This window comes from Paenibacillus sp. VMFN-D1, assembly GCF_003386155.1.
Classification (GTDB): domain Bacteria; phylum Bacillota; class Bacilli; order Paenibacillales; family Paenibacillaceae; genus Paenibacillus_AQ; species Paenibacillus_AQ favisporus.
Genome location: NZ_QRDU01000002.1, coordinates 155,105 through 177,953, shown reverse-complemented (window position 1 = coordinate 177,953; position 22,849 = coordinate 155,105). Strand labels below are relative to the sequence as shown.

The following is a 22,849-nucleotide window of genomic DNA, read 5'->3' as shown; positions in this document are numbered from 1 at the left end:
AAACTTTCCTGACACGACTTCCGTTTTATACAATTCATGTTAACTCTTCTTCAATATAATAGACTCCAATGACGGAGTGAAGGCGTTCGTTTATCCCCAGTTTCTGCGGGTTCGTCCTCCATCCTGCGAAGTTTCTCCCGCGGAAATTTCAAACGATGCCTTCCTTCCGCCACAAAGTCAGAATACATAACGCTGTATTGGAGGAGAACGACTTGAAGAGTTTTAAGAGCAATCTATTCACGGTTTTAATCGTTTCAGCTTTATCGCTGACCCCGACGCTGGCCTTTGCCTCACCAGCCGCTTCCGCAGCAGCTCTAAGCGGTGAGACGGCCGATGCACTGTCCCAGAGCTGGATGCCCAAATCTCTGACCTCCCTTACCGCCAGCAGCAAACCGATTACCGCCGCAGAGTTTGCCAAAGCAATGAAGCTCGCTGCCGAAGAAGCCGGGACGACGGTAAGCCCATTCGGTTCCAATATTAGCGGTGCATTGACACGCGAAAAGGCCGCCGCACTGCTGGATTCCGTCATCCATGTCCCTTACGCCGCTTCCGCAGGCTACCAAGACATTGCCGGAGGCAGCCCTTACAGCAAAGCCATCGCCAATGTCTATACCGCCGGCCTCATGCAGGGCAGCTCCTCCCAAACTTTCGGATACGGCAAGCCGCTGACGCACCGGGAAGCCGCCACGATCATCTACCGCCTGTATCAATATTTGCAGCCATTCAAGCTGACGGAAGCGACCATTGCAGAGATGCAAAAGGCGATGGAAACCGGCCGCCTGACCTCAGAGGAACTTGTCCAGCAGTATTTGGACCGGATCGCGAAGTACGATGATCAGGGTCCGAAGCTGAACAGCATCATTACCTTGAACGATAAGGCGCTGGAAACGGCGAAGCAGCTGGACGCCGAGCGCGCAGCCAAAGGGGAACGCAGCCCGCTGCACGGGATTCCGGTGATCGTCAAAGACAACTACAACACGTCCGACATGCCGACCTCTTCCGGGAATATCGGCTTAAAGGATGTCATCCCTCCGGAGGATGCCACACAAGTCAAGGAGCTGCGCGATGCCGGGGCAATCATTATCGGCAAAGCTAACCTGCATGAGTTCGCTTTTGGCTATACAACCGTCAGCTCATTGGGCGGGCAGACGCTGAACCCTTATGACCCGACCCGCGTGCCCGGCGGATCCAGCGGCGGAACCGCAGCCGCGGTAGCCGCGAATCTGGCCGCCGTAGGCATGGGTACCGACACCGGCGGATCGATCCGGATTCCTTCCTCGTTCAACAGCCTGGTCGGCATTCGTCCGACGGTCGGCTTGTCGAGCCGCTACGGCATCGCTCCGCTTGCCCTGACGCAGGATACCGGCGGCCCGATCGCCCGTACCGTGGAAGACGCCGCCTTCATATTGAACGCGACGGCCGGCTATGACCCGAAGGACATCGCCACCGCGAAGAGCGTCGGCTTCGTGCCGAAGGATTATACGGATTATCTGGATAAGGACGGCCTCAAAGGAGCACGGATCGGCATCGTCCGCGAGGTATTCGGAGACGACGCCCAGGTCAACGCAGTCGTGTCCCAGGCTATCGAAGAAATGAAAACAGCCGGGGCTACGATGGTGGACAACGTCAAAATTCCGAACTTCGATCTCATCAATAAATACGGAAGCCTAAGCGCCTGGGAGTTCAAGTTCCAATTCAACGACTACCTGAAGTCCCTCGGCGACGCTACGCCTTACAAGTCTTTGGACGAGCTGATCGCTTCGGGCAAATACGACCCGTCGATTGAAAAAGCCCTGATCGACCGCAACAACCGTGAATCGCTGGATGCCCAGGAGTACAAGGACATCGTCCTGTTCCGCACCAAATACGTACAGGAAGCGGTCCTCAAAATGATGGCGGACAACCATCTGGATGCCCTTATCTTCCCGACCTCCTCCAAAACAGCCGTGAAAATCGGCCAGGAGCAGGTGGCGGGCGACGCCTTCAAACTCAGCTCCTTCACCGGCTGGCCGACGGTCACCGTACCGGCCGGCTTCACCAGCGACCATCTGCCGGTCGGCATCGATTTCTTCGGCAGAGCCTTCAGCGAGCCGGAGCTGATCAAGCTGGCGTACAGCTTTGAGCAGCACACTCACCACCGCGTGGCACCGCAGACGACGCCTTAAGGACACCCAAGAAAATCATCTATCCGGCGTACCTTCTAAAAATCACTTTCAAAAAAGCGCACCACCCGGCTGCCTGTCCGGGCGGACACCCCAATCAGGTCCGACCCTTTCAGCGTGCCGCAAGGTGCGCTTTTTCCTTTTTCCATATCAGCTTCCTACCACGGCCACTCCCGGCCCAGCCAGTCCCTCATGACCAGCCGGTCCTCTTCCTGAATCCCTGGTCCTTCATAGCGGTCCCGCAGAAAATAGGCCACAGCCATGCGCGCCGCATCATCGGCATCCAGGTCACCTTCGGTATTCAGCTCACCCGACATATAGGATCTGACCCAGCCCGGATGGTACAGACGAAAGGTAAAGCCTTCGGGACGGAGTTCGTCAAACAGGCATTGAACTCCCCGGTTCAGCGCAGTTTTGGACATACAGTACCCGTACCAGTTATCGCGAAAGCTGCGGTTGATGCTCCCCGCTTCCGAGGACACGAAGCACATTCGCTTTCCGGACCCCGCTCTCAGCAGCGGCACAAACGCCTGCGCCATCCGCATGGGTCCAACCGCGTTAACGTTGTAAATTCGCAGCAACTCCTCCTCGACCTGCTCTTCATGAATCGTTCTGGGGTAACGTGTGGCGATCCCCGCATTATTGATCAGCACATCCACCCGATCAGTCTTGCCCCCAACCGCCCGGCTGGCCGCCTGAACGCTCTCATCGCTGGCTACGTCCAGCGGAATGATATGCAGCCGCTTCGGCTCTTTCTGTCTAAGCTCCGTCAATTCCGGCCAATCCGCCAGGTAACTCCCGGCAAAAACGTCCCAGCCCAGCTCCAGCAGCCTTTTTGTTATGCCAAGTCCCAATCCCCGGTCCGCGCCTGTAACAACGGCAACTCTGCTCCTGCTCATCCGTAAGCACCTCCTTTTTTAAAGCCCGTTATAAAGGAATCTCCTGTCCCCGCCAATCCAGCATAACTACCCGCTCTTCATCCTCCCTGGCCCCGGTAAAATAAGCAGCCGCCGCTTCAGCCGAAGCCCCCGTTTCAAGCTCCGATCCAGGCTCAAACAGCCGGAACGTGAAGCCCTCGCCGCTCAGATCCCCATGCAGCATAGTGTACGCCATATGCAGCGCAGCTTTGGACATCGCATATCCTGTCCCTGCCCCCGAAAGGCCAAGCCCCAAACTGCCCTGGACATCGGACAGCAGCGCAATTCTTCGCAGCCCGTTATCCATAAGAGGCAGGCACGCCTCGATGACACGAATCGGACCTAGCGTATTCGCCCGGTAATCTTCCAATACGAGATCCGCCGACATATTGGCGATTCCGGCCGCCTCCCTCCCCTGGCTGGATGCCGTTCCGCAAACGAGCAGATCCACCCGGCTGGTATGCTCCTGAATCCGCCGGACTGCCTGCCGCACCGATTCTCTGGACCTTGTATCCATCGTGAAGATATGTATTTTATCCGTATCCAAGGCGTCCTGAAATTCCTCTTCGGGAACGGGACTGCACCCCATGACGTGCCATCCCTTTTTGGCAAATTCCTGAACTAGTGCGCATTCCCACGGACGGTGAACTTCCGTAATCAAAACAACCTGGTCCATGATTTATTCTCCTTTCGGCGCTGATGCGGTCCACGTCAATGCTTGCCGCAGCAGCTGCTGGTAGCCCGGATACAGCCAAACCGCCAAATTGTGGCCGGGTGTCAGCACGCAAACCCTTCCCCCGCCTTCCGTTCGGGTCCATCCGCCCGGCTGCTCCCCATGTTCCGACCGGGTCACCATAAATATATTCACGTCACTCAGGTCGGTCATATCCATAAAATAGTGCTCGTCTTGCAACGTGAAGGCGTGGACTCCCCGGGTAATCTCCGTTTCTTGTACAGGCTCGACCGTGACCGGACACTGCTCCGGATGGTGATGAAAGACTCCTCCGACCAGCCCGCGCACGTCCTCTATGTCCCGGTAACCTACCGTACCGGAGTGCAGAACGAGCAGACCGCCACCCCCGCTGACGTAACGCTGCAGCAGACCACCGGTTTGGGCTGTGAGCCACGGTTGCTCTTTTACCGCGGAGACCCGATTGGATTTCGCCAAGATCAGCAAGTCATATTCCGTAAGCAACCTTTCCAGCGAGTCCTGCCATTCGGCATCGGTTTCCAAAATGTAATGAAAATTGAACCCGCCTGACCGAAGCGGCTCCAACCCACCCTTCACTACATCGGCCGGATGCCATTGATCGTCGCATAATACGAGTATGTTCACGATGCTCCCCTCCCTTGACAGCGTTTGCAAAGTTATATTAATCCTAGTATTCCAGAAACCCGTTTGCCACGCAACCCGGTTCCAGGTCCGATCATGCAAAATGCGGATATAACAAAAAAATCCTTGCTATTCGCAAGGATTGTCATTAGTCAAATTATGGTGCGGTAGAGAGGACTCGAACCTCCACGGGCGTACGCCCACTACCCCCTCAAGATAGCGTGTCTGCCATTCCACCACTACCGCACGTTTAAAGGGAACTTCTATTTTAAAAAACTGGTGAGCCATGAAGGACTCGAACCTTCGACACCCTGATTAAAAGTCAGGTGCTCTACCAACTGAGCTAATGGCTCTCGATGATCCACAACCTGTGCGCCCATAAGCATAGATGGTACAGATATCGGAATTCTTATTCACCTGCAAGCAATGAAAGTGGTGACCCGTATGGGATACTCTCACTTCGTTCGAGACTGCGAAGCTGATCCTAACGATGCAGCGCTTCGACGAACCCGTCTTGGGTTCTCATCCCCTGTTGCAAGCAATGAAAGTGGTGACCCGTATGGGATTCGAACCCATGTTACCTCCGTGAAAGGGAGGTGTCTTAACCCCTTGACCAACGGGCCATATCGTAACATCACTTTCTTGACGACAAGATTGAGTATAGCATAGAACAAAAAAGGTTGGCAAGCCCTTTTTGTAATATTTTTAAAAAAAGTGTCGCTGCCACTTCTCTCCTATTCCCGGGCATAAATTCATCCCTTATTTGGCATCCTATACACGTCAATGACATCAACACACGACAAGGAGACAAAATCAATGGCTAAACCAGACGACCGTTCTGATAACGCGGAAAAGATCAAAACCGCCATTATCAACACGCAGGACAACATTAACGAAACCAACGATTATTTGGCCGAACACGCCGAGGAAATTTCCGGTCAGGAAGTACACAACCTTCAGCACAAAAACGCCAAGCGCGAAAGAGCGATTGAAGGCATGCGGGAAGAGTACGAAGACGAAAAATAAAGCTTTTAGGATTCGCCCAAACAGCCCCCTGTCCAATGATGGATGGGGGTTGTTTTGTTGCTCCGACGAACCCTCCCCCGAGGGTTCTCATCCCTTTACACCAAAAAGCCCCCAGCCGCAAAGGCGGTGGGAGCTTTCTTACGAAGTATTCCAAAACGGAGAGAGAGGGATACTCTCACTTCGTTCGAGACTGCGATGCCGATCCTCCCGAAGCTTATGCTCCGACGCCCCCTCCCCCGAGGGTTCTCATCCCTTTTACACCAAAAAGCCCCCAGCCGCAAAGGCGGTGGGAGCTTTCTTACGAAGTATTTCAAAACGGAGAGAGAGGGATTCGAACCCTCGCACCGCTTACGCAGTCTAACCCCTTAGCAGAGGGTCCCCTTATAGCCACTTGGGTATCTCTCCAAGAAACTGGCTCCCCGAACAGGACTCGAACCTGTGACAACTCGATTAACAGTCGAGTGCTCTACCAACTGAGCTATCAGGGAACGTTGTTATATGGTAACACCAAATAATTTATCATGATTTTGTAGCGGAGTCAAGCTTGTTCAAGCGAAGATTTCCAGCGCATTTCCCGCACCGGTAACGGCGGGGATCGACCTTGCGTTTGCGCAGGTACACCATCCCGCACTGGCGGCACACCAGCTGGTACCGATAAGGCTGCACCTTACGCTCGCGCGCCGAAGGCAGCGACTGGCAGTAACGGCTTCCCCCGACCTGCTGCAGCAGCATTTTAAAATCCGGATCCCGGTGTTTGTATCCCCTTCCCGTCAAGTGCAAATGGTAATGGCACAGCTCATGCTTGATGATCTTTTCCACTTCCTCCCGCCCGTTCGCTTCGAGCTGATGGGGATTGATTTCGATATGATGGCTTTTCATAAAATAGCGCCCGCCCGTTGTGGATAATCTCCGGTTGAACGTGGCCCGGTGCCTGAAAGGCAGGCCGAAGCTTTCCTCCGAAATCCGCTCCACCCAAGCTTGCAGCTCTTCATTGCTCATGACGTCCATGAGGTCCTCCTCTGACTGAATTTGACGGTCTTCGGGGCGGTTGTCCCGAAAGAAACATTCTCTTGAATTATAACTTCCCCATACGCTACACTGACAAGTAGAATGTTATGGAGGGAGATTTTTGCGCCTTATGCCGAAGATGAGATATGTAATTTTACAGAAAAATGCCGACCTCTTTTTTGTGGAAATGCCCGCCGATTACGCTTACCAGCTCAGCGCGCTGAACCTGCGCCTCAATAAGGAAATAGACAAATTGACGGCCTCCGTCGTCCCGGAGCTGCCGCTCGCCGTGGCGGAATGCGATCAGTTGGATCTGCTGCAGGAACATCTGCAAATTCAGGACGGGCTTGCGTACATCAACGAACTGGAGCAGTCCTTTGCTTCGATTGATGAACAGAGCTATCCCCTCATCGCCCTGCTCACCGAAATCCGTGCCCTTCAAGCCCAACTGGAACAGTGGTATGAGGAGGAAGCGGAGGGCTAGACGGCCGCAGCGTTATTACGGAAATAGCCATAAACTGAACCGGGATCACAGCGAGGAGAAACGTGAAGGAATGCTTAATGGGATGCGTTTATAAAAATACAATCCCGTCCCCTTGCAGAACCCGGGAAATTCAAATGAGACCTGCACGCTTTGGGCGTTCTCCCCATATGCTGACCGTAGAGACGGAATGCAAGAGGAGGAGATCACCCTTGCCGCAATGGCTCTGTAATCAGCTGAGGAAGGCGTTTCATAAAAAAGACAGACGCCAGATCAAACTGCTCAACGAATGCTGGTTCTTCTACCGAAACGCCCCGGAAGAAAACTCGGACGCCCGATAAATATTTAGAAATGAGCCCGCTCCATGCAAACAGGCCGGTACCGTGTACCCGCCTGTTTTTTGCGTTTGGTTTTGTCGGATTCTATAGTCGATTTGCTCCCTGTTACCTATTCAGAGTTTCTCGAAGCCGGCCAGCTTCCTTTTTGCTTGCGAAGCATAATAATCTGCCCCGTATGATAGGCGTCATGCATCATGAGGCTGTGAATGAGGCTGGCGAGCGGTCTGGTCGGAAACGGCGCGTTCAGCTCACTGTCGCTCAAACCGGACAGGAAGCTTCGGATCTCGCCATGGACCTGTTTGAGACGATCGACCGTCTTCTGCCAGGCCTCGTCTCCATCTTCGACGTTGCTGAACGTCTCATCGTTGCTGGACGCTTTGAAGTCAGGGTTTTCGCCTCGCATCCGCTGCAGGTGATATTCTTTGTAATAAAGCAGGTGGTTCACGTTCTCCCAGATCGAGTTGACGGCTTCCCCTTCCGGCTTCCATGCCGCTTCCTCAGCGGTCACGCCCTCCAAAGCCGGTACAAGCGGCGGATACCAATCCTCCTGACCAAAGCATTCATCCCATCTTTGCAGCAGCACCTGAATTTGGCTCATATATAAATCCTCCCTGTCCGGTTTTTTGTAACGAACTAAAATCGATTTATTAGTTACATCCCATAAATTAACACAGTCTACTTCTGCCGGTCAAGTAACTAGCAAAATAATTATTTAGTTGTTACAATGAACGTGAAAGGAAGGATAACGTATGCTTTGGGATGATTTTTTGAACAGTGACTGGCATGATTGGCGAGGCAGCGGCAAGTCCGAGGACCGGTTGGACCGGCCCGGATGGCTGCAGGCATGGCTGCAGGAGCAGCAGCTGCCATTACTCGATGAACCAAAACCCCACGAACTGCAGCAGCTTAAAGAGCTCCGCTCCTTGATCCATGGCATGGTCACCTCCATCGTTCAGGGCGTTTCCCTTGACGCCGAGGCGATCGGCAGGCTAAATGTGGTCATGTCCGCCGGCCCCGTCATTCGGGAGCTATTCTACCGCGAAGACAGCTTATCTACTGGGAACAAACCGGTCCGCTGGGACTGGCAGCAGGTCATGTCGGAGATCGCCGCTTCTTTTGCCGAGACGATCGCCAATGGCGAACCGGCAAGAATCCGGATCTGTGACAATCCGGACTGCCTCTGGATCTATTATGACGATACCCGTAACCGCTCCAAACGCTACTGCGATGACAAAATGTGCGGGAATTTGATGAAGGTCCGACGATTCCGGGCACGGAAGAAAGCGACCCCACAAGACCATAACCAAACCTAAACCCGAACACGCCAAAATCCCGAAGACTGGAAACATTTTTTTCCATTCTTCGGGTGGGCTATGGGAAGGGGTCCGGCAGCTGCTCGTGAACCATTAACGTATGCCATGCTGGCCGATACTCCATATATACCGATCTTATAAAATCCTTTAAATCCTGATCTGGTTATAATCCGATCTTGTACACTTGAAGTCTTACGATCAAGTTATTCTCCCTGATGCGGATTGCGCATCGTCAGGCCGACACGGCCTTTTTTCAAATCGACGTTCAGCACCCACACTGTCACGTTATCGCCGACGGACACCACGTCCATCGGATGCTTGACATAGCCGCTGCTGAGCTGCGAAATGTGGACGAGACCGTCGCTTTTGATCCCGATGTCCACGAAAGCCCCGAAGTCGATGACGTTGCGTACGGTGCCCTGCAGCTCCATGCCTGGGGTCAAATCCTCGATCTTCAGCACGTCCGTCCGGAAAATAGGCAGCGGCAGCTCCTCCCGCGGGTCGCGGCCCGGGCGCTGAAGGCTCTCCAGAATGTCGCGCAGCGTAGGCACGCCGACTTCCAGCACCTCCGCCAGCTTCTCCACGTCCTGACGCCCCAGCAGTTCGGACAGCTCAGGCGTTCCCAGCTTCTCCATGCCGACACCAAGCTCGCGGAACAGACGGTCCACCACCTTGTACGATTCCGGGTGGATCGGCGTGCGGTCGAGGGGGTTATCGCCCTCGGAGATGCGCATAAATCCGATGCACTGCTCGTAGGTTTTAGCTCCCAGCCGCGGCACGTTCTGCAGCTCTTTACGGCTCAAAAACTTCCCGTTGGAATCGCGGTATTTCACGATGTTTTTGGCGGTCGTCGCGTTGACGCCGGACACATAGGACAGCAGCGACGGTGAAGCGGTATTCACGTCGACACCGACATGGTTGACGGCCGATTCGACAACGGTCTTCAGACTCTCGTCCAAATGCTTCTGGGAGACGTCATGCTGGTATTGGCCGACACCGATCGCCTTCGGCTCGATCTTTACAAGCTCAGCCAGCGGGTCCTGCACGCGGCGGGCGATGGACACTGCGCTGCGCTCCGCAACGTCAAGATCCGGGAATTCCTCCTGGGCAAGCTTGGACGCCGAATACACGCTTGCTCCAGCCTCGTTGACGATCAGGTAAGCCAGATCCGGCACGCCGATGTCGCTGATCACTTCTGCCACGAACTGCTCCGTCTCTCGCGAAGCCGTACCGTTGCCGATCACGATAAGCTGGATGCTGTACTTCTTAATCAGCTCGTTGAACTTCGCGGCGGCTTCTTTCTTTTTGTTGTTCGGCGGCGTTGGGTATGTCACGGCCACCTCCAGCAGCTTGCCGGTATCGTCCACGACGGCAAGCTTGCAGCCTGTCCGGTAGGCCGGGTCTACCCCGAGAACGCAGCGGCCCTTGACCGGCGGCTGCAGCAGCAGGCTGCGCAGGTTGCCGGAGAAGATCGAAATCGCCTGATTCTCCCCCTTCTCGGTCAGCTCAGCGCGGATTTCGCGTTCGATGGAAGGGGCGATCAGCCGTTTGTAAGCATCTTCAATAACGGCCGTGAGAATCGGCTGCACCGTCGAGCTGCCCTTGATGACCTGACGCGCCATAAAATTGTGGATCGACTCAGGCTGTACCTCGAGGCCGACTTTAAGAATATTTTCGCGTTCTCCGCGGTTAATGGCCAAAATGCGGTGAGGCGGCATCTTTTTCGCCAGCTCCCGGTAGTTGTAATAGTTCTCGTACACGGACTCCTGCTCGGGATCCTTCGCTTCCGAGGTCAGCATCCCATGGTCCATCGTATAACGCCGCACCCAGGCCCGGATGGTCGCATCGTCGGCCAGGTTCTCCGCCAGAATGTCCATCGCACCGGAAATCGCATCGTCCGCCGTTTCCACACCCTTTTCCGCATCGACGTATTTAGCGGCTTCCTTATGAACATCCCCCTGCTTAGGCTGAGCCATGATCCACTCAGAGAGCGGCTCGAGCCCCTTCTCTTTGGCGACACTGGCACGGGTTTTGCGCTTCTGCCGGTACGGACGGTACAGGTCCTCCACTTCCTGGAGCTTGGCCGCCTTCTCGATCGCCGTCTTGAGCTCCCCGGTCAATTTCCCCTGCTCATCGATAATCCGGATGACCTCGCGCTTGCGCTCTTCCAGATTCCGCAGATAAGTCACGCGCTCTTCGATTCCGCGCAGCTGGTTCTCGTCCAATTCCCCGGTCATTTCCTTACGGTAACGGGCGATAAACGGAATCGTGTTGCCTTCATCCAGCAGTCCCACCGTCGTCCGAATCTGCTTCAGGGACAGCTGCAGCTCCTTGGCAATCTGATGCACGATCCGCTCCTTTTCCTGTGCCTTCAGTACTTCACCGTTCTGTTCGATAACCATTTCCTTTTCCGTCAAAAGAAATCCCTCTTTCCCATTCGTACTTGTGTTTCCATGTATTCAAACGTTCTCTCATCATCGTCGTCATTAAAACATTCATTCGTCATCATGTGATTGGTCCACAGACTTGTCCGAGTCGAAAAATCGGAATGGTCTGGTTTATAAACGCCTGCTGCCGCAAACCGTCGTACCGAAAATTTTATATCAGCAGGGCGGCTTCCTGCGGCGTTATAGGTATCAGTGTCAGCTTGCCTGGCGGCCAGTCCGATTAACGGGCAGACAGCCTCTATGGAAAACTGTGAGATCAAACCAAAACTTTAGGCAAATCTACAAAGTTTTCATATCTTATTATCACAAACTTTTAACCATTTTTCCAGCGGTCATGTTTGGCAGGAGAAAGCTTCCATACCACGGTAGATTTCCCCTGAAAAAGCAAAAAGAACCTTACCCCATAAACAGGGCAAGGTTCATCATACTGCTGCGGCTTCCATCTGTATAGACCTTTACGCAGGCCGGAGGCCGGTTAATTCTGGAAGGGGCCGGAGTTTATACGCGCCGGAAGCGGAAAAACTCGCTGTGGTAATCCCCGCGTTCAGCGCCTACCGCGATGCCCGCATACATCAGAGCGTCGCCAGTGTACACCTCGCTTGTGCCCACCAGCGCATAATCTGCGGCCGGATCGAGCCCCTTCAGCTTGAGGCGGTTCAGCGGCGCGTTGGATTCGGCCAGCACCCGGAAATAGAAGACCGCGGCCTCGCTGCCGTCTTCCGCCACGAACATCCAGGCGGTCTCATTGCCTTCAAACGGGCTGAGGAGCCGGTACATCTCGCCGGTCTGGACGAGCCCGCGGATTTCCTTATACAGCGCCACCTGCCGCTTGACGACTTCCTTCTCTTCTTCGGTGAACTTCGTCAAGTCGAGCTCGTAGCCGAAATTGCCTGACATAGCGACGTAGCCGCGCATGTCGAGCGGCGTAGACCGTCCCACCTGGTGGTTCGGAACGGCGGAAATATGCGAGCCCATGGCGCTTACCGGGTAAACGATGCTCGTGCCGTACTGGATGCGCAGGCGGGACACCGCATCGGTGTTATCGCTCGTCCACGTCTGCGGCATGTAATAGAGCAGGCCGGGATCGAAGCGACCGCCTCCGCCGGAGCAGCTCTCGAACAGGATGTGCGGGAACGCCGACGTGATCCGTTCCATCACTTCGTAGAGGCCGAGCATGTAGCGGTGCGTCGTCTCCCGCTGACGCTCCGGCGGCAGCAGCGCCGAACCGATTTCCGTCATGTTGCGGTTCATGTCCCACTTCACGTACGTAATCGGCGCGCTGCTCAGCACCTCCGTCAGCATCCGTACAATCTCCTCGCGCACATCCTGACGCGAGAAGTCCAGGATCAGCTGCTGGCGGCCTTCCGTACGGCGCCGGTCCGGTACATGCAGGCACCAGTCCGGATGCTTGCGGTACAGGTCGCTGTCCGGGGAAACCATCTCCGGCTCGAACCACAGGCCGAACTGCATTCCCATGCCCGTCACGCGGTTCACCAGGTCTTCCAGTCCGCCCGGCAGCTTGTTCTTGTCCACCACCCAGTCGCCAAGCGAGGAGTTGTCGCTGTCGCGATGGCCGAACCAGCCGTCGTCCAGGACGAACAGCTCGATCCCAAGCTCTTTGCCGGCCTTGGCGATGTCGACGATTTTATCCGCATTGAACTGGAAGTAAGTCGCCTCCCAGTTGTTGACGAGGATGGGGCGCTCCTTGTCCCGGAACTGGCCGCGGGCCAGGCGCTCGCGGTACAGCCGGTGATAGGTCCGCGACATGCCTCCCAGGCCTTCGGAGGAATAGACCATGACGGCCTCCGGCGTCTGGAACGCGGCTCCCGGCTCCAGCAGCCAGGTGAAATCGAACGGATTGATTCCAATCGACAGACGGGTCGTTCGGAACTGGTCCACCTCGGCCTGGGCGATAAAACTTCCGCTGTATACCAAGCTGAAGCCGTAGACCTCGCCGTGGTCTTCATCCGCCCCCGGAGACATCAGCGCCGCAAACGGGTTCTGCTGGTGGCTGCTGGCCCCGCGGCGGCTCTCCACCGCCTGCATGCCATAGGCGACCGGACGGCGCACAACGTCGCGTTCCCGGGTCCAGGCGCCGGACAGCTGCAGCCACTCGTAGTCGGCGCGCGGGAAGTCCACGCTTGCGCTGAGGGCTCTCAGCAGTTCCACCGGCTCGGTGCTGTCGTTCACGATTTTTAACGAGCGGGTCAGCGCATCATAAGCTTCCATCACCGTGTACTGCAGCTCCACATGCAGCCCCGACACGGGATCCTGCATATTCACAAACAACGTTTCGGCTTCGGACTCGCTCTCCACATATGTCGAAGGAAGTCCCTCCATCCGAGGCTTCCCCTGCTCTACCCGATGCGACACGTACTTGAATTCGGTGACGGTTGAGCCGTCAGGCAGCCGGAACTGTACCAGCGGGTGACGGAAATCGCTCGTTCCGTACACCGGAAGCTCCTGCGGCAGCGTGTCCAGGGAGATCGTACGATCCTCCGGCACCGGATTCGGGCTGAAGGAAGCCCGCTCGGTCGTCACGAGCAGCCAGCTCAGGTCAGCGTCGCGCAGCCTTTTCCCGTAATAGAGATGGGCGGCATAGCCGGACGGAAGAATCTGAAATACGTAGCTTGAACTGCGGGTCTGAAGATGAAATAATTGCTGCTTGGTATCGATATGAATCGCCATAATTCCCTCCCTGATATCACAAGCGGATAGACGCAGATGCAGTACTCACCTGCCCGCTCATACGTTGGATACAATTCATTATAGCGAATGCGTAACCCCTTACAATGGACTTATGTGACTTAAAAACAAGTTCAAAAACAAGAAAAAGGCGCCCCTTCCGGGTACGCCTTATCCTTCACAACCATATCATCAACCTTATGGTTCAACGCTTAAAAATCGATCAGGCTGAGACTGATTTGCAGCGAATCATCCACCTTTTTCATCGTTTCTTCATCCAGGTGGGTAATTTTGTCCGTCAGCCTCTGCTTATCAATGGTTCGGATTTGCTCCAGCAAAATGACCGAATCCCTGTCAAAACCATGCGAAACCGCATCGATTTCCACATGGGTCGGCAGTTTTGCCTTTTGAATCTGGGCGGTAATGGCCGCCACGATGACCGTAGGACTAAAACGGTTGCCGATATCGTTCTGAATAATCAGAACGGGCCTGACTCCACCTTGCTCAGAACCGACTACGGGTGAAAGATCCGCAAAAAAAACGTCGCCGCGTTTTACGATCAATGTCTACACCCCGCTCACTAAGCGGCCTAGAGTGCTGTCTGCATCTTCTTCCGCATGAAAGGCCTCCGATGCCATCGTCAAATTGATCTTGGCCATTTCCATATAGCCGCGCTGCATTGACTCCCGTATATAACGTTTCTTCCGCTCCGTTAAATACAGTTTCATGGCTTGCCTGATGAGTTCACTGCGGTTCGAATTCTCCATCGCAACGATGCCATCCACTTCCTGCAAAAGATGATCCGGCAAGCTGATCATAATTCGTTTGGTATTCTGCATATTAGCCACCTTCTGTTCCACCCCCACAATACCTTCTCACCCTTGTGCCCAGTATAACTTGAATCAAGGAAATTTATACAAAGGAATATATATGCCGAAGATATACCAGGTATGCTGCATACATTATAAACTAGACTCGGCATTTACGTACAGTCATTCCGTCATTACCTTTATTCGGGATGCTTGTGCCGTATTCCTTCATTTCCAGCAAAAAGGCTGAAATTCCGCCTTTCTTCGCACTAGATGAGCAGTGGGTTGACCCGGTTGTACAGTGTCCCGTGCTTCATGTAAACACGAGGTACCCGGTGGGAAATCATACAGATGACCTCATAGTGGATGGTACCCAGCTGAGAAGCCAGCTCATCTGCCGTAATGCACTGGCCAGACTGCTGACCGATGAGCACAACCTCCTCGCCCGCATGAATTTCTTCTGCCTCTCCGGCAAAAGATTGAAGTGTTACCATACACTGGTCCATACAGATCGTTCCGACAACGGGAACGCGGCGGCCGCGGATCAGGACTTCCGCTTTACCGCTCAGCATCCGCGAGTACCCGTCGGCATAGCCGATCGGCAGCGTTCCAATGACTTCATCTTGATCCGTCACATATTTGGCGCCGTAGCTGACGCCCCAATGCGGCGGAAGGGTTTTGACATATACAAGCTCTGTCTTCAGCGTCAATACCGGGGAAAGTGCGACAGTCTGATGATTCACCTCATCCGATGGATACAATCCGTACAGGCTGATGCCGACGCGGACCATATTGTAGGACAGCTGAGGGGTATCAATCGCTGTGGCGCTGTTGCCCGTATGTATAAGAGGAGGGCTGAATCCTTTCTCCCCGAGCGAGGCCACCACGCTCTCGAAACGCCGGTACTGCTCCAGTGTATAGCTTTTATCTTCTTCGTCCGCTTTGGAAAAATGGGTAAACAAGCCTTCAACCTCAGCCTGCGAAAGAGCATAGAGCGACTCGATAAACGAAATGGCGTCCGGGCCGGGAAGAAGTCCCAGTCTGCCCATTCCGCTGTCGATCTTAATGTGCACCTTCAGCGGTCTGGACTCGGCGTCCGCCGGGAGCTGCCGGATAGCTTCCCGTACCTCCGGGCTGAACACCGTCACTGTTATGTTATTCTCCCACGCCGTTCTTATGCCTTCCGGAGGGGTGTAGCCAAGTACCAGGATGGGCAGCGTCAAGCCGGCATGCCGCAGTTCGATCGCTTCATCCAGGAAAGCGACGCTTAAATAGTCCACCCCGATGCTCGCAAGCTCCCGCGCCACCTGCACGGCACCATGACCGTACGCATCCGCCTTGACGCAGGCCAGAAATTTCATGCCTTCGGGCAAAGCCCGGCGAAATGCCGTAACGTTCGCTTGAAGATGGTCCAGATTGATTTCCGCTCTAGTTGCTCTATATTGTTGCTGCATTCATTCGTCACCTTCTCTAAGAATTAACACACTCATTACATACAGTCATTGAAAGGAGAGTTGTCATTTTCGTTCGATCAGTCTATGGACATAGATGGATCGGATCGAAAATCAGTTGTTATTTACCTTTCGTTTATCCTATGTAATCGTAATGTTCAGGAAGGTGACTGTCAATGAACCACGCCCCGGCTGAATCCGGCTGGTTTACCGTACCACAGCGGTTTTCGAAGATGGATAGGCGAAAGCCCCTTCGTTGCGCCGGTGGAATCATGCCCCGCCGGCCCGAAGGGTCCGCCTGTCTGCGTATTATTTACCCGATTGTTCCTGTAAAGACGCTGCAATCTGTATCATTTCGTCCACCGGCAGGTTTGCGCTTGTAATCCGGAATTCCACGCCGTCCCCATTCATCCAGGTCAGCGTTTGCTGCTCATCGCCAGCCAGGAGGCCCGCCGTAAATCCAAGATCCACCACTTCACCCGACATCAGGGACACGGCACGGTCCTGCGGACGGGATTCCATGATCGTGAACTGGTATGTACCGTCATACCGAAGCAGCAGCGCATGGTTGTCACTGTTGTCCAACTTGTTGCTGTCCTTGAGCGTAACGCCTTCAGGCAGGTAATCCGGAATAATCATGCCAAAGTCGCCAAGTTCCTTGGTGACTTCCTGCGCCGCTTCCCCGTTATCGCCCTGCGGCTGGTCCTGGGATGCGACCGGATTGCCGTTCTCGTCGACTTCGGCCACCGTTCCGACCGACGGATCGCTTTGCACGGTCATGTTGCGCTTCATGTCAAAAGAGTCCTTGTCGAATTTCGCATCGAACTGGAACTGGTCGAATTTGACCTCAACGACGACATGGGCGTCGGAGTCGGAGACTTGTACTTGTTTTGGCGCGTAATTGTCCTTGCTGAGCCAAATTTTCTGACGGACGAGAGACTGGCTGTGATAGTTGGCCGCAACATCGAAGACATAGCTGTCCTTGTCTGCGGCAAACTGCCGGGTGTTATCGCTTAAGATGCCCCGGACGAGCGTTTGGTATAAATAGACTTGCCCCTGGTTGTCCGGCCAGTCGCTTTTAAACCGGAAGCTTTTGTTCAGGCTCGGCGTCAGCACGAATACGCCATCATCGTTGCGGAGAACGATTTGCGTGACGTCCTTCTGGGCGTTCGTCAGGCTGATGCGGTAGTAGTTTGGATTCTGGTACCATACCTCCACCTGGTATTCCTGCGGCTTTTCCCCGGTATACAGCGTCATTTTTCCCGTTCCTTTGTAAGAGCCATCCTTGCTTTGCAGTGTATCGACCACGTTGTTCAAGTCTTTGACAACGGAAGCGGCATCCTTTTTGCCACCACAGCCTGCCAACACAACCGTAACGCACAAGATCATGGCGAGCATCCATGAAATCCGGCGCATGACATCATCCCCCTTAGCACTTGGTTTGAACTGATTGATACATGTCTATGAGGGACTTGGTCACATTATGCAGACTAGCATGACAAGCCTGATACCGAATCCGTGTTACTGAATATAATGTTATTAATACGCTGTTATATGACGTTGTATAAAGGTGACTCGCGGCGGTACCGCTCCATGAACGCTTGCCTTGTCATGAGCAGCATCTGCGGAACCAGCTTGGGAGCGCTGTGCTTCACCCGTTTTTGCCCGGCGGGATGAAGCATTCGCAGCAGAAACCTTAAATAGATCGTCGTCAGCAGCCGGAACCACCCGGCCTTCAGCTGGTGCTGCTCAAAGCCCAGCCCATGGGTCAGTCCCCGGTGAAGCAGCGTAATTCCGGTCAGCGCTTTGACCTCAGCCAGTTCGGGAACCTGGTCCATCGCTTCATGGATCTGTCTGAGCGATTGCTTCAGGAGCCTGGCGGTTTTCAGCGCCGCCCTGTCCGGCCCAAGGCTCCGCGACAGCTCCAGCACCTGCCCGTTATCCAAATGAAGCTCCCCGATCCAGTCGCCAGCATGAAGCCACTGCCCACTGTCACTACGGATGCTTTTCCCGTGAAAAGGCCGAACCACCAGCTTGCAAATTCCGTAACTCAGCACCCGCTTGCTCCGCAGCCGCGTGATCCGGTCGAACAAGCCCTCCCATTTCATCCATGCCGCCTGGACTCCCGTCTTCAAAGCCGTCGTTTTGATCAATTTCATCACATCTCTTCTCTATGAAGTTCGTTCTATTCAGTTTGACGGTTCAAATGAGGGAATCCATGCAAATCATCCAAAAAGAGTTATTTGTGACGCACTGACCATGCAACGTTCCTCGTGGAACAAGACGTGTCCGCGGCGCTGTCTAACATCATGCCCGGATTCCGTTATCAGGGGAAGGCCGTTTATGTCCCAGTCATTCGGCAAAAAGAAACGGCAGGCCGGGGGCTGGGCCGGGATACCGCCCCTGCGGTACCATCTCAGACCCCTTCCTCCTGACCTGCCTGTCTCAATAAAAGTGCTGCTCTATTGATCCGCCAAAATACGGTCGATCGATACCAGCTGCACACATACGCACAAAATATCGATGGCCTGCGCAAGCTCTTCGAGCGATGGATAGGTTGGCGCAATACGGATATTGCGGTCCCGCGGATCACGCCCATACGGATACGTGGCTCCGGCAGGCGTTAGTGTCACCCCGGCTTCCGCTGCACGCCGCACGACTTCCCGTGCGCAGCCGTCCATCGTATCCAGGCTGATAAAATAACCGCCGCTGGGCTTGCTCCATGAAGCGATATCCTTGGAGCCAATCCCGGATTCCAGCTTGTTCAGCACCAAGTCAAATTTCGGCTTGATGATCGCGGCATGCTTTTCCATGTGGCGGCCCAGGTGCTCCATATCCTTCAGGAAGCGGATATGCCGCAGCTGATTTACTTTATCCGGGCCGATCGTCTGCACGGACAACTGTTTTTTCATATGGCTGAGGTTGTCCCTGCTCGCCGCCAAAGCTGCTACCCCGGAACCCGGAAAAGTCACCTTGGAAGTGGATGCAAAGATGAATACACGGTCAGGATTGCCGGCGTTCGAGCAGGCTTCCAGCATATTTTTCAGCTCGTCATGCCTTGAAGTCAGATGATGGACCGTATAAGCGTCATCCCAGAAAATACGGAAATCGCCCGCCTTCGTCTTCATTCGGGCCAGCCGTTCCACCGTTTCGTCGGAATACGTGATACCGCCGGGGTTGCTGTACTTCGGCACACACCAAATCCCCTTGATGGAGTCATCTTCGGCGACAAGCCTCTCTACTGCGTCCATATCCGGCCCTTCCGGCGTCATATCTACGGTGATCATTTCGATATTCAGCTGCTCGCAGATCGCAAAATGGCGGTCATACCCAGGGCTTGGACACAGGAATTTGACGGACGGGAGCCTGCTCCACGGCTGCTCACTGCCAAGCACCCCGAACAGCATCGCCCGTGCCAGCGCATCATACATCAAGTTTAGGCTGGAGTTGCCTTGAACAATCACTTCGGAAGACTGAACCCCAAGCATCTCGGCAAAAAAACGCTTCGCCTCCGGGAGCCCGTCAAGGCCTCCGTAATTGCGGCAGTCCGTCCCATCCTCCGCCCGAAGCTCTTCCCCGGACGGCAGAACGTCCAGCATTTCGTTCGAAAGCTGCAGCTGCTCCGGGCACGGCTTGCCCCTGGACATATCCAGCTTCAAATTCAGACGCCGGTATTCCTCGTATTCAGCTTGCAGCCGGGCTTGCTCCCGCCTTAACTCATCTTCCTGCCATCCGGTATAACCCGTAACCATCTTCATCTCTCCTCGCTCAGCTCTTCGTCTAACTTTTACTAAATTACACCATATGACCGAAAGCAGGCGGATGTCAACTACAAAAATCACCACGCCTGGCGTCATGAAAACCCAAAAAAACCGGACTGCTGTAACGCAGCCCGGCTCCGGTGCTTTTTATGTTTAGTTATGTGGGGTTGGAGGCTCCTTCGGGACCAGCTTGAATATCTCTCCGCTCTCAAACGTATCGATGAGCCGGTCCAGCCAGCCGTAATAAGCAACCGCCTCGTGCAGTTTGGCGATATCCTTGCGCAGCAGCTCGGTGAACTCGGGATCATGCTCGTACTCCGTCAGCAAGCGGCCCATTTCGTCGATGGACTTGCTCAGAATCTGGATATTGCTCTCTACCGATTTTCTCCACTTGATATCGAAAAAGTCAGTAAACGTCTGATACCAGTCGTATTCCACTTCATATAAGTCCTTGCGGGAGCCCTTCTCCCATACTTTATTGACCATCTTCAAGTCCAGCAGGGTCCGGACGCCCGTGCTCATGCTGGTCTTGCTCATTTTCATTTCCCGTCCCATTTCATCCAGGGTCATCGGCTTGTCTGCAAAAAAAAGCAGCCCGTATAAATGTCCTGTGGACTGGGAGATTCCATATAAGTCCATGTTTCTTCCGATTGTTTCAATGACGCGCTTGCGTACCTTGTGGATTGCTGCGTCGCGTTCATCTTCGAATTGGTCCAAGCTCATGCTTGCAACCTCCTTATTTGTTCAACCATTCTCCGCAGAATCCCCGGCCCATAAGCCTGTACAAGGTCCGGAATCCGCTTGTGTTGCCCGTGATTGTAAGTGAAAAAGTATGGAGAAGACCAAACCTTCATCGTCTATTGTATGTAAACGTATTTTAATTGTAAAGAAACCGATCCGTCAGGAAAACGGCGGATATGGGAGCATTCGGCAGTAAATTTCGTACAGTTTTTTCTGTACGTTCTTTACGTACGGTTAAAACGTTTGATACTATATATATTAATTGTTACACTGTTACCCGTTGGTTATTCACACAGCATCGTGTTCGCACTTATCAACGATAGAGAAGCAATAAGGGGGTATCACAGTTGTCTATTTTGCAGCTTAAACAAGTCAGCAAATTGTTCGGAGCCCAGGCGGAGCAAAGCGTCGGACTGCTCGAACAAGGCTGGAACAAGGAGAAGCTGGCGAAGGAAAAATCCGTGACCGTCGGGGTGAACCGGGTCAACCTCAGTATTGAAGCTGGCGAAATTTTCGTCATTATGGGGCTGTCCGGCAGCGGCAAATCCACCCTCGTCCGGATGCTGAACCGGCTGATTGAGCCTACGGCGGGGGAAATCCTCGTTCACGGGCAGGATTTAAGAAAAATGAATAAGGAGCAGCTCCGTAAAGTACGGCGCCAGACGATCAGTATGGTCTTTCAGAAGTTTGCGCTGTTTCCGCACCGGACCGTACTGGAAAACGTGGAATACGGGCTTGAGATTCAAAAGGTCAAAAAGCCGGAGCGCACGGAGAAAGCGATGAGGTCGCTCGAGCTGGTCGGCCTCAAGGGCTGGGAAAACAAATCTCCCGACGAGCTGAGCGGCGGCATGCAGCAGCGCGTCGGTCTGGCCCGGGCGCTCGCGAACGACCCGGAGATTCTGCTGATGGACGAAGCCTTCAGCGCGCTTGATCCGCTGATCCGCCGTGACATGCAGGATGAGCTGCTCGAACTGCAGGAGACGATGAAGAAAACGATTATCTTCATCACGCACGATCTGGACGAAGCGCTGCGGATCGGCGACCGGATTGCGCTCATGAAGGATGGCGCCGTCGTGCAGGTGGGCACGCCGGAAGAAATTCTGACGCAGCCGGCCAACGCCTATGTGGAGCGGTTCGTCGAGGACGTCGACCTGTCCAAGGTGCTGACCGCCGCCCATGTCATGCGCCGTCCGGAGACGATCATGCCGGACCGGGGGCCGCGTGTGGCGCTCGAGCTGATGCGCGAGCGCGGCATCTCCAACCTGTTCGTCATCGACCGCGGCAAGCGGCTGCTTGGTGTTATCACGGCGGAGGATGCCTCGGAAGCGATGCGCAGCGGCAAAACGCTTGCGGACATTCTGATCACGGATGGTCCAAGAGTCCATCCGGACGTCCTGATCAACGAGCTGTTTGAAATCACCAGCATGTCCAAGGTACCGCTCGCCGTCGTCGACGACAACGACCGTCTCGCGGGCGTTATTGTCCGGGGTGCCCTGCTTGGGGCGCTCGCCGGGGAGAACGGTTCGAAGGAGGTGAGCCCAAATGCCGAAAATACCGCTGGATGAGTGGATTGAAGCATTGGTCGGCTGGATGGGTGACCATCTGACGGTCCTGTTCGACTTCATTTCGAGCGTCATCGAAGGCATCGTTAACGGATTTACCTGGCTGTTCATGCTGCCGCATCCGTTCCTGTTTATCGTCATACTCGGTATCCTTTCCTTCCTGGTCGGGCGGATATCCCTGACGTTGTTCTCGGTGATCGGATTTCTGCTGATTTATAACCTGGGGTACTGGCCGCAGACGATGGACACCCTCAGTCTGGTCATCACCTCCGCCTTGATTTCGGTCGTCTTAGGCGTTCCGATCGGCATCTGGTGTGCTTACAGCAAAGGGGCGTCCCGCATCATTACGCCGATACTCGATTTCATGCAGACGATGCCGGCCTTCGTCTATCTGCTGCCGGCAGTTACCTTCTTCAGCCTGGGTGTCGTGCCGGGGGTCATCGCTTCGGTCATCTTCGCCATTCCGCCGACGATCCGCCTGACCCTGCTCGGCATTCAGCAGGTCTCGGGCGAGCTCACGGAAGCAGCCGATGCCTTCGGGTCCACCGGACCGCAGAAGCTCTTCAAGGTGCAGCTGCCGTTGGCCATGCCGACGCTGATGGCCGGCATCAACCAGACCATCATGCTGTCGCTGTCCATGGTCGTCATCGCTTCAATGATCGGCGCCCAAGGCATCGGAGCCGAGGTATACCGCGCGGTAACCCAGCTCCAGATCGGGAAAGGCTTCGAAGCCGGTCTTGCGGTGGTTATTCTCGCCATCGTGCTCGACCGCTTTACGCAAAACCTATTTAAATCCAAAAAAAGGGGTGCATAAC

21 protein-coding genes and 5 tRNA genes are annotated in these 22,849 nt (G+C 54.6%); 7 read left to right on the top strand and 19 right to left on the bottom strand.

Annotated features, from left to right (window positions below):
* Positions 1-212 precede the first annotated feature (212 nt).
* Positions 213-2,165, top strand: a complete 1,953-nt coding sequence (locus C7820_RS16065; protein ID WP_258875275.1) for an amidase family protein — start codon at positions 213-215, stop codon at positions 2,163-2,165.
* A gap of 155 nt (positions 2,166-2,320) precedes the next feature.
* Here the strand turns inward: C7820_RS16065 and C7820_RS16060 are convergent, their stop codons facing one another.
* The 6 genes from C7820_RS16060 to C7820_RS16035 all read right to left on the bottom strand — a co-directional run bounded on the left by C7820_RS16060 (position 2,321) and on the right by C7820_RS16035 (position 5,035).
* Positions 2,321-3,061: an SDR family oxidoreductase gene (locus C7820_RS16060; RefSeq protein WP_116231921.1), complete on the bottom strand. Its 741-nt coding sequence runs from the start codon at positions 3,059-3,061 to the stop codon at positions 2,321-2,323.
* Positions 3,062-3,089: 28 nt separating this feature from the next.
* Positions 3,090-3,755 carry an SDR family NAD(P)-dependent oxidoreductase gene (locus tag C7820_RS16055; protein WP_116231920.1) on the bottom strand — a complete coding sequence of 222 codons (666 nt, stop codon included), beginning with the start codon at positions 3,753-3,755 and terminating at the stop codon, positions 3,090-3,092.
* 3 nt (positions 3,756-3,758) lie between these two features.
* A complete protein-coding gene (locus C7820_RS16050) occupies positions 3,759-4,415 on the bottom strand; it encodes a ThuA domain-containing protein (protein ID WP_181909084.1) in 657 nt (218 codons plus the stop codon).
* Between the two features lie 157 nt (positions 4,416-4,572).
* Positions 4,573-4,658: transfer RNA gene (locus C7820_RS16045), tRNA-Leu, on the bottom strand.
* A 31-nt stretch (positions 4,659-4,689) separates the two neighbouring features.
* Positions 4,690-4,765 (bottom strand) — tRNA-Lys (locus C7820_RS16040).
* A 195-nt stretch (positions 4,766-4,960) separates the two neighbouring features.
* Positions 4,961-5,035: transfer RNA gene (locus tag C7820_RS16035), tRNA-Glu, on the bottom strand.
* A 193-nt stretch (positions 5,036-5,228) separates the two neighbouring features.
* Here C7820_RS16035 and tlp point away from each other — a divergent pair.
* Positions 5,229-5,438 (top strand): small acid-soluble spore protein Tlp, encoded by a 210-nt coding sequence (gene tlp / locus C7820_RS16030; protein WP_076174820.1) that lies wholly within the window; start codon positions 5,229-5,231, stop codon positions 5,436-5,438.
* A 316-nt stretch (positions 5,439-5,754) separates the two neighbouring features.
* Here tlp and C7820_RS16025 read toward each other — a convergent pair.
* From C7820_RS16025 to C7820_RS16015, 3 genes are all read right to left on the bottom strand, one after another.
* Positions 5,755-5,843, bottom strand: a tRNA-Ser gene (locus C7820_RS16025).
* Between the two features lie 7 nt (positions 5,844-5,850).
* Positions 5,851-5,926, bottom strand: a tRNA-Asn gene (locus C7820_RS16020).
* Between the two features lie 31 nt (positions 5,927-5,957).
* Positions 5,958-6,437, bottom strand: a complete 480-nt coding sequence (locus C7820_RS16015; protein WP_084204161.1) for a SprT family protein — start codon at positions 6,435-6,437, stop codon at positions 5,958-5,960.
* Between the two features lie 139 nt (positions 6,438-6,576).
* Between C7820_RS16015 and C7820_RS16010 the strand changes: the two genes are divergently transcribed.
* Positions 6,577-6,930, top strand: a complete 354-nt coding sequence (locus C7820_RS16010) for a hydrolase/acyltransferase (protein WP_116231918.1) — start codon at positions 6,577-6,579, stop codon at positions 6,928-6,930.
* A 209-nt stretch (positions 6,931-7,139) separates the two neighbouring features.
* Complete coding sequence (cmpA, locus tag C7820_RS16005; protein WP_089549977.1) at positions 7,140-7,268, top strand: cortex morphogenetic protein CmpA; 129 nt, start codon at positions 7,140-7,142, stop codon at positions 7,266-7,268.
* A 106-nt stretch (positions 7,269-7,374) separates the two neighbouring features.
* Here cmpA and C7820_RS16000 read toward each other — a convergent pair whose 3' ends face one another.
* The gene (locus tag C7820_RS16000; protein WP_116231917.1) at positions 7,375-7,863 is read right to left on the bottom strand and encodes a DinB family protein; all 489 of its coding nucleotides are present in this window, start codon (positions 7,861-7,863) and stop codon (positions 7,375-7,377) included.
* Between the two features lie 151 nt (positions 7,864-8,014).
* On the opposite strand from C7820_RS16000, the gene C7820_RS15995 reads away from it, so the two are divergent.
* Complete coding sequence (locus C7820_RS15995; RefSeq protein WP_116231916.1) at positions 8,015-8,578, top strand: CGNR zinc finger domain-containing protein; 564 nt, start codon at positions 8,015-8,017, stop codon at positions 8,576-8,578.
* A gap of 203 nt (positions 8,579-8,781) precedes the next feature.
* Here C7820_RS15995 and C7820_RS15990 read toward each other — a convergent pair whose 3' ends face one another.
* The 9 genes from C7820_RS15990 to C7820_RS15950 form a co-directional block, all read right to left on the bottom strand.
* On the bottom strand, positions 8,782-10,980 hold the full coding sequence (locus tag C7820_RS15990; protein ID WP_116232638.1) for a Tex family protein: 2,199 nt from the start codon (positions 10,978-10,980) through the stop codon (positions 8,782-8,784).
* 543 nt (positions 10,981-11,523) lie between these two features.
* Positions 11,524-13,713: an alpha-galactosidase gene (locus C7820_RS15985; protein ID WP_116231915.1), complete on the bottom strand. Its 2,190-nt coding sequence runs from the start codon at positions 13,711-13,713 to the stop codon at positions 11,524-11,526.
* 209 nt (positions 13,714-13,922) lie between these two features.
* A complete protein-coding gene (locus C7820_RS15980) occupies positions 13,923-14,273 on the bottom strand; it encodes a type II toxin-antitoxin system PemK/MazF family toxin (protein WP_076174838.1) in 351 nt (116 codons plus the stop codon).
* 3 nt (positions 14,274-14,276) lie between these two features.
* On the bottom strand, positions 14,277-14,558 hold the full coding sequence (locus C7820_RS15975; protein WP_036648438.1) for a CopG family ribbon-helix-helix protein: 282 nt from the start codon (positions 14,556-14,558) through the stop codon (positions 14,277-14,279).
* 230 nt (positions 14,559-14,788) lie between these two features.
* Positions 14,789-15,973, bottom strand: a complete 1,185-nt coding sequence (gene alr / locus C7820_RS15970; RefSeq protein ID WP_116231914.1) for an alanine racemase — start codon at positions 15,971-15,973, stop codon at positions 14,789-14,791.
* Between the two features lie 306 nt (positions 15,974-16,279).
* Entirely contained in the window at positions 16,280-17,386 is a 1,107-nt protein-coding gene (locus C7820_RS15965; protein WP_076174843.1) for an outer membrane lipoprotein-sorting protein, read from the bottom strand.
* Between the two features lie 134 nt (positions 17,387-17,520).
* The gene (locus C7820_RS15960; protein WP_258875274.1) at positions 17,521-18,129 is read right to left on the bottom strand and encodes a YkoP family protein; all 609 of its coding nucleotides are present in this window, start codon (positions 18,127-18,129) and stop codon (positions 17,521-17,523) included.
* Between the two features lie 303 nt (positions 18,130-18,432).
* Positions 18,433-19,728, bottom strand: a complete 1,296-nt coding sequence (locus C7820_RS15955) for an aspartate aminotransferase type Ic (protein WP_116231913.1) — start codon at positions 19,726-19,728, stop codon at positions 18,433-18,435.
* A 156-nt stretch (positions 19,729-19,884) separates the two neighbouring features.
* Positions 19,885-20,454: a GbsR/MarR family transcriptional regulator gene (locus C7820_RS15950; RefSeq protein WP_116231912.1), complete on the bottom strand. Its 570-nt coding sequence runs from the start codon at positions 20,452-20,454 to the stop codon at positions 19,885-19,887.
* A 365-nt stretch (positions 20,455-20,819) separates the two neighbouring features.
* Between C7820_RS15950 and C7820_RS15945 the strand changes: the two genes are divergently transcribed.
* Both C7820_RS15945 and C7820_RS15940 read left to right on the top strand, forming a co-directional pair.
* Positions 20,820-22,037: a quaternary amine ABC transporter ATP-binding protein gene (locus C7820_RS15945; protein WP_116231911.1), complete on the top strand. Its 1,218-nt coding sequence runs from the start codon at positions 20,820-20,822 to the stop codon at positions 22,035-22,037.
* A complete protein-coding gene (locus tag C7820_RS15940; RefSeq protein ID WP_116231910.1) occupies positions 22,015-22,848 on the top strand; it encodes an ABC transporter permease in 834 nt (277 codons plus the stop codon). The genes C7820_RS15945 and C7820_RS15940 overlap by 23 nt, the downstream gene beginning before the upstream one ends.
* Position 22,849: the final 1 nt, after the last annotated feature.